This is a genomic window from Mycoplasma sp. 4079 (assembly GCF_047785185.1).
GTDB lineage: Bacteria > Bacillota_I > Bacilli_A > Mycoplasmatales > Metamycoplasmataceae > Mycoplasmopsis.
In genome coordinates this window covers 39,701-53,409 of the sequence record NZ_JBLNNG010000001.1, presented here as the reverse complement: position 1 = coordinate 53,409, position 13,709 = coordinate 39,701, and the positions used below count along the sequence as shown (strand labels likewise).

At 28.6% G+C, this 13,709-nt stretch carries 14 protein-coding genes; 6 read left to right on the top strand and 8 right to left on the bottom strand.

Annotated features, from left to right (window positions below; translation table 4 throughout):
- Positions 1 to 68: 68 nt before the first annotated feature.
- The 3 genes from rpsR to rpsF are packed head-to-tail and all read right to left on the bottom strand — an operon-like array spanning position 69 to position 1,322.
- Positions 69 to 332 carry a 30S ribosomal protein S18 gene (rpsR, locus tag ACMZI9_RS00205; protein WP_257089673.1) on the bottom strand — a complete coding sequence of 88 codons (264 nt, stop codon included), beginning with the start codon at positions 330 to 332 and terminating at the stop codon, positions 69 to 71.
- 10 nt (positions 333 to 342) lie between these two features.
- Positions 343 to 876 carry a single-stranded DNA-binding protein gene (locus ACMZI9_RS00200; protein ID WP_416099007.1) on the bottom strand — a complete coding sequence of 178 codons (534 nt, stop codon included), beginning with the start codon at positions 874 to 876 and terminating at the stop codon, positions 343 to 345.
- A 38-nt stretch (positions 877 to 914) separates the two neighbouring features.
- Positions 915 to 1,322: a 30S ribosomal protein S6 gene (gene rpsF, locus ACMZI9_RS00195; RefSeq protein ID WP_416099006.1), complete on the bottom strand. Its 408-nt coding sequence runs from the start codon at positions 1,320 to 1,322 to the stop codon at positions 915 to 917.
- 278 nt (positions 1,323 to 1,600) lie between these two features.
- Between rpsF and efp the strand changes: the two genes are divergently transcribed.
- Genes efp through ACMZI9_RS00170 form a run of 5 tightly spaced genes read left to right on the top strand, consistent with a single transcriptional unit; the run spans position 1,601 to position 4,890 of the window.
- On the top strand, positions 1,601 to 2,164 hold the full coding sequence (gene efp, locus ACMZI9_RS00190) for an elongation factor P (protein ID WP_257089679.1): 564 nt from the start codon (positions 1,601 to 1,603) through the stop codon (positions 2,162 to 2,164).
- A complete protein-coding gene (locus ACMZI9_RS00185) occupies positions 2,164 to 2,472 on the top strand; it encodes an MMB_0454 family protein (RefSeq protein ID WP_257089681.1) in 309 nt (102 codons plus the stop codon). Before efp ends, ACMZI9_RS00185 begins: the two co-directional genes overlap by 1 nt.
- Entirely contained in the window at positions 2,472 to 2,816 is a 345-nt protein-coding gene (locus ACMZI9_RS00180) for a hypothetical protein (RefSeq protein WP_416099005.1), read from the top strand. Before ACMZI9_RS00185 ends, ACMZI9_RS00180 begins: the two co-directional genes overlap by 1 nt.
- Positions 2,817 to 2,840: 24 nt before the next feature.
- Positions 2,841 to 3,818, top strand: coding sequence for an MAGa3780 family membrane protein (locus tag ACMZI9_RS00175; RefSeq protein WP_416099004.1), 978 nt, complete (start codon positions 2,841 to 2,843; stop codon positions 3,816 to 3,818).
- A gap of 52 nt (positions 3,819 to 3,870) precedes the next feature.
- Complete coding sequence (locus ACMZI9_RS00170) at positions 3,871 to 4,890, top strand: nicotinate phosphoribosyltransferase (protein ID WP_416099002.1); 1,020 nt, start codon at positions 3,871 to 3,873, stop codon at positions 4,888 to 4,890.
- 57 nt (positions 4,891 to 4,947) lie between these two features.
- Here the strand turns inward: ACMZI9_RS00170 and ACMZI9_RS00165 are convergent, their stop codons facing one another.
- The 5 genes from ACMZI9_RS00165 to ACMZI9_RS00145 form a co-directional block, all read right to left on the bottom strand.
- Positions 4,948 to 6,612, bottom strand: a complete 1,665-nt coding sequence (locus ACMZI9_RS00165) for an MHO_4530 family protein (RefSeq protein WP_323680206.1) — start codon at positions 6,610 to 6,612, stop codon at positions 4,948 to 4,950.
- Positions 6,612 to 8,819: an ATP-dependent helicase gene (locus tag ACMZI9_RS00160; protein WP_416099001.1), complete on the bottom strand. Its 2,208-nt coding sequence runs from the start codon at positions 8,817 to 8,819 to the stop codon at positions 6,612 to 6,614. Before ACMZI9_RS00160 ends, ACMZI9_RS00165 begins: the two co-directional genes overlap by 1 nt.
- Complete coding sequence (locus ACMZI9_RS00155; protein ID WP_416099000.1) at positions 8,810 to 9,445, bottom strand: RDD family protein; 636 nt, start codon at positions 9,443 to 9,445, stop codon at positions 8,810 to 8,812. The genes ACMZI9_RS00160 and ACMZI9_RS00155 overlap by 10 nt, the downstream gene beginning before the upstream one ends.
- A 165-nt stretch (positions 9,446 to 9,610) precedes the next feature.
- A complete protein-coding gene (locus ACMZI9_RS00150; protein ID WP_348866161.1) occupies positions 9,611 to 10,621 on the bottom strand; it encodes a glycosyltransferase in 1,011 nt (336 codons plus the stop codon).
- 97 nt (positions 10,622 to 10,718) lie between these two features.
- A complete protein-coding gene (locus ACMZI9_RS00145) occupies positions 10,719 to 11,957 on the bottom strand; it encodes an MAG3090 family protein (RefSeq protein ID WP_416098998.1) in 1,239 nt (412 codons plus the stop codon).
- A 360-nt stretch (positions 11,958 to 12,317) separates the two neighbouring features.
- Between ACMZI9_RS00145 and ACMZI9_RS00140 the strand changes: the two genes are divergently transcribed.
- On the top strand, positions 12,318 to 13,688 hold the full coding sequence (locus ACMZI9_RS00140; protein ID WP_416098997.1) for a glycine--tRNA ligase: 1,371 nt from the start codon (positions 12,318 to 12,320) through the stop codon (positions 13,686 to 13,688).
- The last annotated feature ends 21 nt before the right edge of the window (positions 13,689 to 13,709 follow it).

The following is a 13,709-nucleotide window of genomic DNA, read 5'->3' as shown; positions in this document are numbered from 1 at the left end:
AAGTGGTGTTTTTGTTTTTTGGCAAAAGAAAACCACTTGCTTTCACAAGTGGTGTAATAGTATATAAATTAGTTTGATTTTTGAATACGTGGACGAACAACGTGGTAAGGCATTAAAGCGATGAAACGTGCTCTTTTAATTGCGTTAGCAACTTTTCTTTGGTGTTTAGCACATGTTCCAGTTGCAGCTTTAGCTTTAATTTGTCCTGTTGCTGTTACATATTTGTGTAATAAATCAACGTTTTTGTAATCTACATATGTCATTTTGTTATCACAGAATTCACATGATCTTCTTCTGTTAATAAAACCTTTTTTGTTTTTGTAAAAAGCCATTCTTATCTCCTTAATTTAAATCCTCAGGTGCTGCGAAAAGATCTTCTAAATCGTGTAATTTAGTAGCACCAGTTTTTGGATTAGTATTTTCAAATGTAGCATTCGCAGGTGTATTATGATTCACAACACTTTGTGATGCTTTATAAGTCGGAGTATACGTTTGGGGCGCAGACACCGGAGAAGGAGTTGCGTTTAAAGAACCACCACGAGCTTCTCTGACACTTTTTGACTCTAAAGCGACGATTTGATCTGCAGTAACATCTAACGTTCTTACTATTTGGTTTGTTTGGTTACTGTGATATTGATTTGAATGTAAAGACCCTTCAACTAAAACAAGAGACCCTTTATTTAAATATCTCGCTATGAACTCGGCATTTGATCTTCAAGCAACAACCGGGATAAAGTCAGTAACTTCATTTTGTTGTGCTGAAAAACTTCTTCTATTAACTGCCACTGTGAAACGTACGTATGGAACACCTTGTGATGTATGCGCTATCGCATTATCTGATGTTATACGTCCTACTATTGTAATTTTATTAAACATAATACCTCCTGTGAATAACTAAACTTGTAAGCATTTAATTATTCAGATGCTTTTGCTTTAACTGTTCTTGTACGAGGTTTTGAAACTTTTTCTTCTGCTGATGCAGCTGATTTTCTTGTTCTACGTACTGGTTTTTTAGTTTCTTTAACAGATTCTTTTCCGTTAAGACCTTTTTCTGTGTCTAAATTAATTACTAAAGCTCTTCAGATATCTTTAATAATATTTGAACGACGTGTAAATTCAGCGATGTCTGAACCTTTAGCATTAACAAATGCTAAAACGTATTGTCCGTGTTTTGACTTGTTGATTTCGTAAGCTAATTCATTTCTTTCAAGTTTTTCAACTTTAGAAATGTTTTCTTTTCCAAAAACTTCGTTTAATAAGTCAATTAAAACTTGAACGTCTGCTTTTGGACTAACGATTGACATAATTTCGTATTTTTGCATTTTTTCTCCTTATGGTCGTTTCTGGGCTAAAAATCTTATAGCCAAGGAGTATCTTTATATACTCTTGTATATTATACAAGAGTGTCAAAATCTAACTAAAAACTTTTAAGACTATTACATACCTTTAAAAATATTTTTTACACCTAGCACACTGGCTAATTTAGTAAATTTTAGTTTTTCTGTGTTAAATTAAGCAAAATTTGAATTTTTAAACTATTTAAATGCAATTTTTTAATTATTTAATATAATTAAACAAATAATTTACTAAGGAGAATTTTATGATTAATGTTAATGAATTTAAACCAGGTATTACTTTCCAAGATGAAGGTGAAATTTTTGTAGTTTTAGATGCTCAACACTCAAAACAAGGACGTGGACAAGCAAACGTTAAAGCTAAAGTTAAAAACTTAAGAACAGGTTCAACAACTATAAAATCATACACAGGTGGTGATAAAGTTAAACCAGCTCACATCGATAAAAGAAAAATGAACTTCTTATACTCAGATGGAGAAAACATTATCTTAATGGATAATGAAACATATGAACAAGTTGAAATTCCTGTTACAGTAGTTGAATGAGAATTAAACTTCTTAAAAGAAGGTTCAGAAGTTCAAATTAGAAAATTTGAATCAGAAGTTTTAGATATCGAATTACCTGCTCACGTTGATTTATTAGTTACAGAAGCACCTGATGCAGTTAAAGGTAACACAACAACAAACCCTCAGAAAAAAGTAACTGTGGAAACTGGTTTTGAATTAGAAACACCTATGTTCATTAAAGAAAATGACGTTATTTCTGTTTCAACAGAAACTGGAAAATACGTTGGAAAAGCAAATAAATAATGAATTGAATTAATGTATCTTACAATTCAAATCAAAATTACATAGTTCAAGAAAGTGCAATTTTAGATGTTGTAAACATTGCGCTTAGTTCATACAAAAATATTAAAGCTTCAAACTCAATTAGATTAAGTTTTGACGATAAACATTCAAACGTTGAAATTTATGTAGATATTAAAATCAAAAACCAAAAAAATAAAGAACCATATTCAACAATTAAAGAATTAATCACACAAATTGAAAATGGTGTGAAATCTTTAATTGATAAGAAACCTAAAAACGTTCAAGTAGTGTTATTAGATTTTTATTAATGAGAAGAACTTATAAAGATTTGGATAAAAACTCTTATGCAATATACAGAAGAGTTTTTATTAACGAAGTTCGTGCTGAATTAAATAAAAAACAAAACGTCAAGTCATATGAGAAAAAAAACAAACACACTGTTGAATATTTTTTACAATTAAACAAATTACTGAAGGAATTAGAAACAGACAAAATTCCAGATCAATATTTACCTGAAAATAGATTTGTGTTCAATAGACTAAAGAAAAAATATTTAATGAATAAATATTCAAAATGATTTGTTCTTGGTGGAATTAGTTTTGTTCTAGTTATTATAGGTATTATTCTACTAGCTGCATTTAAAATAATTTAACTTTAAGGAGGTGTCGTGATTGGATTGAAAAAGTCTTTTAGAGTTTTAAAAGCAAAATTTAATTTATTTGATTGAAAAGATTGAATTACATTTTCAATAGGTTTAACTTTAATTCTTACTTATTTAGTTGTAACCTTACTTGAATGACACTTCAGAAGTATCGCAGTTGAAAAAGCATTCTTAGAAGTTAAAGGGACATTTGATGAATCTAATGTTGATAGTGCTAAACTTCAAAAATTAATTTACCCTAATGCAACCTTACTTTTCTGAGGTGGATCAACTTACTGATTTACATTTATGTCTAATGTGCTTATGGGTGTAACAATGTTCTTATATCCTTTTTATAGAACATCTAAAAAGGCACAAAGATTTTACTTTGCTTCAATGGTCTACATTATTATTGTAGTCGCAGTTTATTGAGGTGGTGTAGCAACAGATCCAACACTAATGAGTGACTCACAAACTTTTGAATGAGTTAAAACATCAATTATGCACGGTGCTGCTCCATTCTTGGGACTTTTAACTCTTGTTGGTTGAGAAAGAAAACGTATCAGAATTTCAAATGCGTCAATTTGAAGTTTTATGATTTATCCAATTGCTTACTTATTTTTCACATTTGCAATTTATGCATTTGGGCACAAATTTATGCAATTTGGAGGAACTGAATTAGAACGTGGTGTTGCTATTTATTCAGTTGTTTCATATTTACATCCATTTAACTACAAAGGTAATTCAACATTAGTTATTGTAGTTTTAGACATTATGCTTTTACTCTTTGCTATGTTTTCGGCACCTGCCTTAGGATTCTTCTTAAGAAAAGTACTCAGAATCCTAAAACCAGGTCAAAAAGCGCTTCCTAAAATTTACTTTATTTCTCCAAAAGTAAGTGAAGCAATTAGACTTAAAAAATTACAATTAAACAAACAAAGAGAAGAATACAAAGCTAAAAAACAAAAAGTAAAACAACTAAGAAAAGAACAAAAACTTAATAAGCAAAAATAATTTAACAACAAACTATTTGTTGTAGTTTTGTTTTATTATACAGGTGGTAAAAATGCGCAAAGATAAAAAAGCATATATTGCATCTTACTTCGAAAAAACTAAACAAATCTTAGAAACTTTTAAACCTGACAACAAGATTGTTATGCAATTTTTTCAAAGAAAAGACAACTCAATTTTATGTGGAATTAATGAAGTTCTTGCTCTTTTAGAAGAACAAACAGACACATCAAAATACACAATTAAATACTTACCTGAAGGTTCAAAAATTAATAATTTAGATATTGTTTTACAATTAGAAGGGCATTATCAAGATTTTGGTATTTGAGAAGGTATGATTGATGGTATTTTAGCTAGAAATACATCAATTGCTACGAATGCTTACCACTGTGTGCAAGCTGCAAAAGATAAACAAGTCATCTTTATGGGGGACAGAGCAGACCACTACATTAATCAAGAAATGGATGGTTATGCAGTTAGAGTTGGTGGAATTAAAGCTGTTTCTACATTAGCTCAAAAAGATCAAAACGAAGTTAATGATGAAAATGTTTTTGGAAGTATGCCTCACGTATTAATTCAAGGTTTTGCAGGTGACACAGTCGCTGCAACTAAGGCTTATCATAAACTTTTCCCTAAAAATAAACTTATAGCTCTTGTAGACTATCATAATAATATTATTAGTGAATCTCTTAAAGTTTGAAATGAACTCGGAAATCTTGTTTGAGGCGTTAGAATTGACACTTCAAAGAATATGATTGACCATATGTTTGATAATGATGAAGAAAAGCAATATGGAGTTAATCCAGAACAAATTAAAAGATTACGTGAAGCATTAGATAAAGCTGGAGCAACTAACTATAAAATAGTTGTTTCATCCGGATTTAATGCAGAAAAAATAGAATTATTTGAATCATTAAATGTCCCTGTAGACTATTATGGAGTTGGTCAAAGCATTTTCAAACTTAACAATTCTTTCTCAGCTGACGCAACTATTTTAAATGGCAATCCCGAAGCTAAAGAAGGAAGAGGGTACAGAGAAAATCCTAATTTAATAGTGTACAAGTCAGATAAATAATTTATCAGCTTTTAAAGCTGATTTTTTTATACAAAAAATATCCCTGATCAGGATATTTTAATTATCATTCTTATATGAAATTTTAACATTAGCCTTTTTAATTGTAAGTGGGTCTAAATAATCAGGTGCACCTTCATAAATGGTCTTAATGTTATTATTTGTAGCTAAGTTCACAATATTAAAACAGTTTAAAAATACCTTTGTATTGTTTAATTGTTTTGAAATCTTTTCTCCAATTACAATAGCTTGCAGTTTTGTATCGTTGATGATATTGATAAGAGATTTATCAATGGTGTCAATGTATAAAGCTGTAGGTATTTTTTTCTTGTAGTTGTTACTGATTTTTTGTCTTAAATGATATGTGTCAAATGTATTATTGTATGCATAAATAAGACAAATTGGTTTCTTTTCTTCAAGAATGAAGTTAGATTGTAAAAATGTCTCTTGAGATATTTTTATCAATCTCTGCATATTTTTAACATTACCAGTTTCATCAAGTTTTTCAGTATTTTGTGTGATGAAGTCGTATCATTTTTTCTCATATAAGTAATTTAAATGTGGGATTTTTAGAAAGAAGTCAGTTCAATATTTATCTTGGTCGTCTTTAGTTATTTTTTGCAATGAGTTGATTACAATGTTTGAAGCTTTTTTAGTTTCATAAACAAAGATGTTTGTACTCTTAATTGTTGCATTTTTAGAACTTAAAGTATTGTTTCATTGCACATATTCATTTAATCTCTTAACAAATTCTGTGAATTTAGGATCTTGAGAAATTGTTGCAGGAATATTTGAATATGTTGATTTTGCTTTAGGATTAATCGTTAAATTAAATAATGAGAATTTGACTTTATTGATTAATTTAAGTTTATCAGCTTTATTATTTAGTTTATTTTCATTAATTAATGAAGCACATAAGAAGAATTTATTAATCATCCTATTATCATTAATTTCATTAATCATTTTAAGATACTTTTTGTGTCCAAATTTTGATAATTTATTCTTAACAATAAACAGAATTCCATCAATAATATAGAAAGGTGTTTTTGATATTGAAATGTTTAAGTTATCAAAAATTGATTTAATTTGGATGCTGTCAAATTCTTTGTTTATAAAGTAAGGTTTAAATGCAAAAGCTAAAACAGAATGTTTGTTGTTTTTGAAGTTTTTTTGTTCGAATTCTTTTAATGATTGCTCTGAATTATGATGATTAAATTTGTATTTAAGTTGATTTTTTTCTCACTTAATAGTACAAATGAATTTTTTGTTTTCAATAGGTTTGATTTTAAGAATATATGATGAATTAAGTCTTTTATTTGATTTATCAAGCAAGTAAGCTATTTTTTCAAATAAAGTAAGGTTTGATGTGTTAAATTCTGGATTCAGTTTAATTTCAAAAGAAGTTTTAACTGAATCACTAACTAAGTCAAAGAATTCATTTAGTTTTTTTCTACTTCCTTCATCAAGGAAGCTAAAAAAGGTTTGTAATGTGATGAAATTAAATGTTCTGAAACCTAATTTTTTAGCATCAAATAAAGTTGATAATGCTTGATTTCTTTTTGAAAATCTAAGAACTTTTTTATTAACTGAATCAATTTCAAACAAAATTATTCCAGCTGTTGATCTTATGTAATATAAGTAAATAATTAATCAAAATCCCATTAATAATACAAAGAGTAATATTAATGAGATTATTGAAATTGCAATAATAGCTGTTAAATTCATTATCTTGTGATTACTTTGATTGAAGGGTGATTTTTATTAAGGGTTCTTATTTTTCTATCTTTAATGAAGTCGATAACAATTTCTGTTCCTTTAACTTCAACAACTTCACCTTCACCGAACATAACGTGAGAAATAATGTCTCCAACTACAACGTTATTGTTTGTAGGTGTTTCATCATCAGGTGAGAATGTAGGATCATCAAATTTTCTTCCGTGGTAGTTGATAATAAAGTCTGAAATATCAACTCCCATTTCTCCAATAAATCTTGAAGGTTTCTTATCAATATCAGATGAAATAAGTTTTCCACGTGAGTCACTTAGGAATAAACGTTGTTTTGCTCTGGTTACTGCAACATAAGCTAAACGTCTTTCATCTTCTAATGTATCGTTGTATTTATCAATTAATGGAGATGATGATTGTTTTTTATTTTTCTCTCTATCTAAAGCACGCTTGTTAGGGAAAACTCCTTCAGACATACCGATAACAAAAACGTTATCAAATTCTAATCCTTTAGCAGAGTGAATTGTCATAAGTGAAACGTAGTTAGAAAGGTTATCATATTCATCTTCAATTGATGTTAGGCCAACTTCGTTTAAGTAGTCAATAGCAGACTTATCTGGATTGTTGCTTTCTCAGTTTTGAATTGAGTTAATTAATTCCTTAACGTTATCAATAGCTGACCCTCTAAGGTTTTTATTCATTTCGATGTGTTCATAGTATTTGATTTCTTCAAGGAATTTATTCAAAGTTAAGCTTATTTTATTTGTTAATAAAGCTTTTTGGTATTTACGAATAGTTGATAAGAATGGGAAGACTGATTTAACAATTAATTCTTTTGAGATAGGTAGAATTTTAATATCTTTAATCATTATGTTGAATAAACTATCGTGAATGTTTTCTGCGTGGTCTTTAAGTTTTTTAAGAGTAGCAGGACCAATTCCTCTATTAGGAACATTAATAACACGTTCAAATGAAATATCATCATTAGGGTTTGCTAAAACTTTCAAGAATGCAAGTGCATCTTTAACTTCAGCACGTTGGAAGAATTTAATTCCATTAAAGATTTTGTAGTTAATGTTTTCTGCAATAAGTGCATCTTCAATTGGTCTTGATAAGTAGTTTGCACGATATAAGATTGCAATTGATTTTAATTGTTGTTTTTGTTTTTTAAGTTCATTAATTTTTTGAACTACTCATCTAGCTTCAGCTTCTGAATTGAATCCGTGGTAGTACTCAATTTCTAAACCTTCTTCGTTTTCTGTAATTAAATTTTTATGAACACGGTTTGAGTTATGAATAATAAGATTGTTAGCTGCATCTAAGATTTTCTTACTTGATCTGTAATTTGTATCAAGCACGATTGTTTTAACGTTTTCGAAATCTTTATCAAAGTCTAAGATTAAGTTAACATCAGCACCACGTCAGTTGTAGATTGTTTGGTCAGGGTCTCCAACAATTGTAAAGTGTGTATTTGAACCAATGATTTGTTTAATAACTTCATATTGAAGTTTTGATGTATCTTGAAACTCATCAACAAGCATATATTCAAATAATTTCTTAAGTTCTTCAACTACTTCAGGATGTGTGTCGAATAAAAGTTTTGTAAAGATGATTAAGTCATCAAAGTCAACAGCACCTTTTGAAGTTAATTCGTTTAAGTAATCTTGATATACAACTGCAAGGATGTGTTGAGGTGACTTGTTTAGCATTTTTGCTAATTCAGGCCCTGATTGAATTTGGAAGTTTTTAGCTCAAGAAATGTACTCAATCATTGTTTTATAACTAATATCGTGAGACGTGATTCCTCTTTTTTCATAAATACCTTGAAGTATTTGGATTTTGTCAGGGTCATCTACGATAATAAAGTTTTCTCTAAATCCAATTAATTTACTTTTTCTTCTTAATAATTTTGCACAAAATGAGTGGAATGTTGAGATTTTAAGTTGATCGCTATCAACTGATTTTGAACAATATTGTAAAACACGTTCTTTCATTTCATTTGCAGCTTTATTTGTAAATGTTAAAGCTAAAATGTTTTTGTAGCTTACACCTAAGTCATTAATTAAGTAAGCTATTTTTCTTGTAAGAACTCTAGTTTTACCTGAACCAGCACCTGCGATAATTCTTAAAGGTGAGTCAAAATATTCAACAGCTTCACGTTGCTGTTCGTTTAAATCACTTAATAAATCAGGTTTAATTAATCCCATAAATTCTCCTCCTTATTAACGTAACGATATTTACGTCCTTTATTATAGAAAGGTAAAAGCACAATTTCTTCTTCAAGCACTTGTTGTATTTGCTTATCTTCAACAATTCTTGTATTAAACATTAAGTCAAGTAATGTTAGTTTTTTCTTGTAAAAAATTAACATTGTGTAACCTATTGTTTGAATTGCTAATCATGCAGTCATTAGTGCAGATATGAATGCACTGGATGATTTAAATTCATTTGTTTTTTCAAATTCCTTGATTGTCATTTCTTTTTGAAGACACATTGGAATAATTGTAAGTAAGAAGATAACTTGCAACATAAATATTCCTATTATGTTTCTTTTGAAAATGAGTTTATAACTAAACTGCTTTGAATTTGTATCTATGAGTTTGAGTTTAAATAGTTTCATTCCAAGTGTTTTGCCTTTTAGTGATAAAGGTAAAATCAAGAAATAAACATTCATTCAAAAGCAAACTAAGACAACAGAAACAATTCTGTGAGTCAATGTCTGATTAGCGTGATCTAGCATTATCAAGAAGATAACTGTAGAAAATGCTATAAACAAAAAGTTGTCGAAGACATTTGAAAAAAACCTCTTGAAAAAAGATGCATTTTTATACATTTGTGCTTGATTACAATTTGAATTGTAAATTCTCCTTTATATATATTTTTAATATATATAAATTTTAGCACATCTATTGATAAATAAAATTTTTAGTAATTTTATGGTGCATTTTTGACTTTTTGCATTAAAAAACCATATGAGAAAGCTCATATGGAAAGTTAATTATTCAAGGCCTTTTAATAATTTATCTGCTTTTAATTTAGAAAATTTAGTTTTTAGTAATTTAGTTTCATCATTATCAAGTAGAACATAATAGTTGGTTGTTAAAAATGTTTTAAAATCTGGTGTATCTTCGATTTTCTTAATTATTTCAGCGTGCTTATCATTTAGGAATGAACTACGTTTTTCGCTAACTTCATCATCTTGAACATTGAATAATTTATAGAAGAAGTAGTTTGCTTTTAAAAAACCTGAAAGAAGTAATTTTAAGAAGTAGTATTTTGCGTATTCTAATTCTTCATTAATCTTTAAATTTTGATTCTTTGCTATTTGTTTAATTATGTCAAATGATTTAACATAATTTTGTGTGTTCAATCAAATATCTGATGAAATAAAATCTCTTTTAACCTTATAGTCAAGGTATTTATATTTTTTAGCGTTCATCAAAAGACTGTATGTAACTTCAATACACATAATTGAATCGTTTGAAATTTGAGGTCTATATTTAATGAATTTTTTAATTAATGATTTCTTGAAAACTTTGTTGAAGATGAAAGGGAAACTATACGCTAATGGTAATGAATTTTTAGTTAAATCAAACATTTGGCTCATTTCAGCTCTTTCTTTTGGTTTGAATCTAACTGAACCTATTAGTTTTGGTTTGAATTCTAAAACATCAACATTTCAACGTTGTGCTTGTTCTAAAATGTTTTCAACATAACTATCTCTAAATGTTGAATCTGAATTTAAAACAGTAATAAATTCACCTTTTGCAACTCTAAATGCACTAATTAAATTGTGTTGATATGAAGTGCTTTTTGTGTTGAAAATCATAATAAGTCTGTTACCGAAAAATTGGTAGTAATCTTTAGCAACTTTGAAAATTGCTTTTGAGTTTTCTGTTAAACAAAGAATGACTTCAAAGTTCTGTGCACTTTGATCTTTTAATCTTTCTAAGTATTCCCTTACTTTTTCAACTGAGTTATTTTTTAATGAAATTAATGATAGTCTCATCTTACACCTTCTTGTCTTAAATTTATATTTATATAAATTTTAACACATTCAGAGAATAAAAAAACAAGGCGTTTAAGCCTTGCGCATTGGATTAAAACTAAATGATGTATCCTAATCCTAATAAGATTGTTAACACGATTAAGATTGAGTATCCTAAAACAATTAAGAAAATTGCTAAAAGACTAGCTCTTGAACGTGTTGTAACAACTTGACCTTCACCTGAAACAACACCATCTGATAATACAGATTCAAATACTAAGAAGTGTTGTCTTTGAGCTTCTTCACCTAAGAAGATTGAGTAGTCGTAGTTGTCTTTTTTAACAAATCCAACGTGTAAGTTGTTGAATAATACGTATGAAGTTTTTTGTGCTAAAGTAATGTTTCCGACTAATTCACATACTGAGTAAACTTCTGTTTCAGCATTGAATTCAATTTCTTCGCTTCCTTTAACTTTGTCAGCAAATTCTTTCATTGCTTTAGAAATAGTAGCAACAATAGCAGCTAATAATTCTTTGTATTCTTCATTTCCTTTAACATCTTTTTTAAGAGCTTTAGCAGCTTTTAAAACATTTTCAAAGTTTGTTTCAATACGTTTGATGTCTTCTATTGATGTTAATGTTTCTGGTAATGAAGCAGCTGTTAAACGAAGTTTTCTAGCGTAGATTGCTAATACTTTGATTTGTTCAGAAATCATTAAGTCTCTAATGTATGCATATTCTGTAATTTTATCTTCACACACTGGTAAAACTTCAACTTCTTTTTCTACAAATTTTTCAACTAAAACTTCTTTTGTAACTGAGTTAGCTAATTTTTCTTGAAGTTCGTTAACTTCTTTTTCTAATTGTTCTTTTCTGCTTAATTCACTTTGTAATTTTTCAATTTCTAAGTCTTTAGCAGATTTTTTTCTTTCGTAAACGTAATCATCATCAGCTGGGAAGTATGTTTCGTGATCTTTAATGATTTTGAAATCAACTACTTCTTTGAAGTTTCTTTTAGCTGCTTTGTCATCACGTTTCATTGATTTTCGATCAATAGCTAATTCTTCTACTGTTTCTTCGTAATCTAAACCACCGTCGAATTTATCAACGTTAAGTTCGAATTCAGGAATGATATTTCCTTTTGAATCTTTATCATTAAATTCGATAACGATTCCTCCTCAGATTTTTTTATCTGTTTGGAATCAAGTTGCACACTCGTAACCTAATGATAAGAATCAGGTCATAGCGTCTTTACGAGTTTTGAATAGAGCTAAAGGACTTTCAACTTTTGGGTGTTTAAGAGCTCAAGGGTAGTTTTTATCCTTGTTAGGTCTATATAAACATTGTAAACGTTTCATATATCTCCTTTGTTTAAATAAGTAATTTTGTATAACGTTATATAAAATAAACTTTCGTTCCTCTTAATTATAAATGCTTTTTATAAATAATGATGATATATTTGTCTACTTCTATCCCTATAATTTAGGAAAAAACGGTATTTTTTTGCTTTTTTTTCACAAAAATTAAGAAAAAATAGCTATTTTTTTGATGTTTTCCATAGTGTGTAAGGGATAAACATATTTTGAAATTAATAGCAAAGTGTAAAAATCAAATGTGTAACAAAATTCAAAAATTTTTGCTTTTTTCTTTTGTTTTCATCAAATTATGATAATAAAAAATAAATTTTTTATTAAGCGTTTAGTGATAAAATTACAATTATGCTAAATAATAGAGAAAATAAAATGAATGATATTGTTAATCACTTGAAGAACTCTGGATTTGTTTTTCAAGGAAGTGAAATTTATGGAGGATTGTCAAATACTTGAGATTATGGACCGCTTGGTTCACTTTTAAAAGATAACATTGAGCAAGCTTGAAAACGTGAATTTGTTATCAAAGAAACTAACAATTACTTAATTGACTCAAAAATTTTAATGAACCCACAAGTTTGAGTAACAAGTGGTCACGTTTCTAACTTCTCTGACCCTTTAATCGAAAACAAAGTTAATGGAAAAAGATATAGAGCAGACAAATTAATTCAAGAAGTAAATCCTGATTTAATTCCTGAAAAAATGAGTTTTGATGAAATGGTTGTTTTTGTAAAAGAGCACATCAAAGAATATGAAGGAGATAAAACAGATTGATCAGACATTAAGAAATTTAACTTAATGTTCGAAACTTCACAAGGAGTTGTTGAGGGTGCTAAATCAAAAGTTTACTTAAGACCTGAAACAGCACAAGGTATTTTTATTAACTTCAAAAACGTTCAAAGAACAATGAGAGCTAAATTACCATTTGGTGTAGCACAAGTTGGAAAAAGCTTTAGAAATGAAGTTACGCCAGGGAACTTCATTTTCAGAACAAGGGAATTCGAACAAATGGAACTTGAATTCTTCACAAAACCTGAAGAAGCACAACAATGATTTGACTACTATGTAAACAAAGCTTATAACTTTGTACAACAATTAGGAATTTCAAAAGACTTAATCAGAGTTAGAGCTCACGATCCAGAAGAGTTAGCTCACTATTCGACAGGAACAAGCGATATTGAATTTAATTTTGCTTTTGGTTGAGGTGAATTACTTGGGGTTGCTAACAGAACAGATTACGATCTTAAGTCTCATATGAATGCAACAGGAGAATCACTTGATTACTTAGATCCTGAAACTAATACAAAAGTTATTCCTTATGTTATTGAACCAAGCATCGGATTAGATCGTTTAATGTTAGCTGTAATTACAAGTGCTTATGATGTAGAAGAATTAGAAAATAATGATTCAAGAATTGTTTTACGTTTCCCTTACGAAATTGCACCTTACAAAGTTGCTGTTATGCCGCTTGTTAAAAAGTTAAATGAAAAATCAAAAGAAATTTTCAACAATTTAGTTGCTGCTGGAATTTCAGTAACTTATGATGAAGCTGGTTCAATTGGAAAAAGATATCGTCGTCAAGACGCAATTGGAACACCTTGATGTTTAACAATTGACTATGACACATTAGAGGATAATGCGGTTACTTTAAGAAACAGAGATACTATGGAACAAGTCAGAGTATCAATTGACCAAGTAATTTCATTTATTCAAAAATAAAACTAACTAAATTAATTCAAA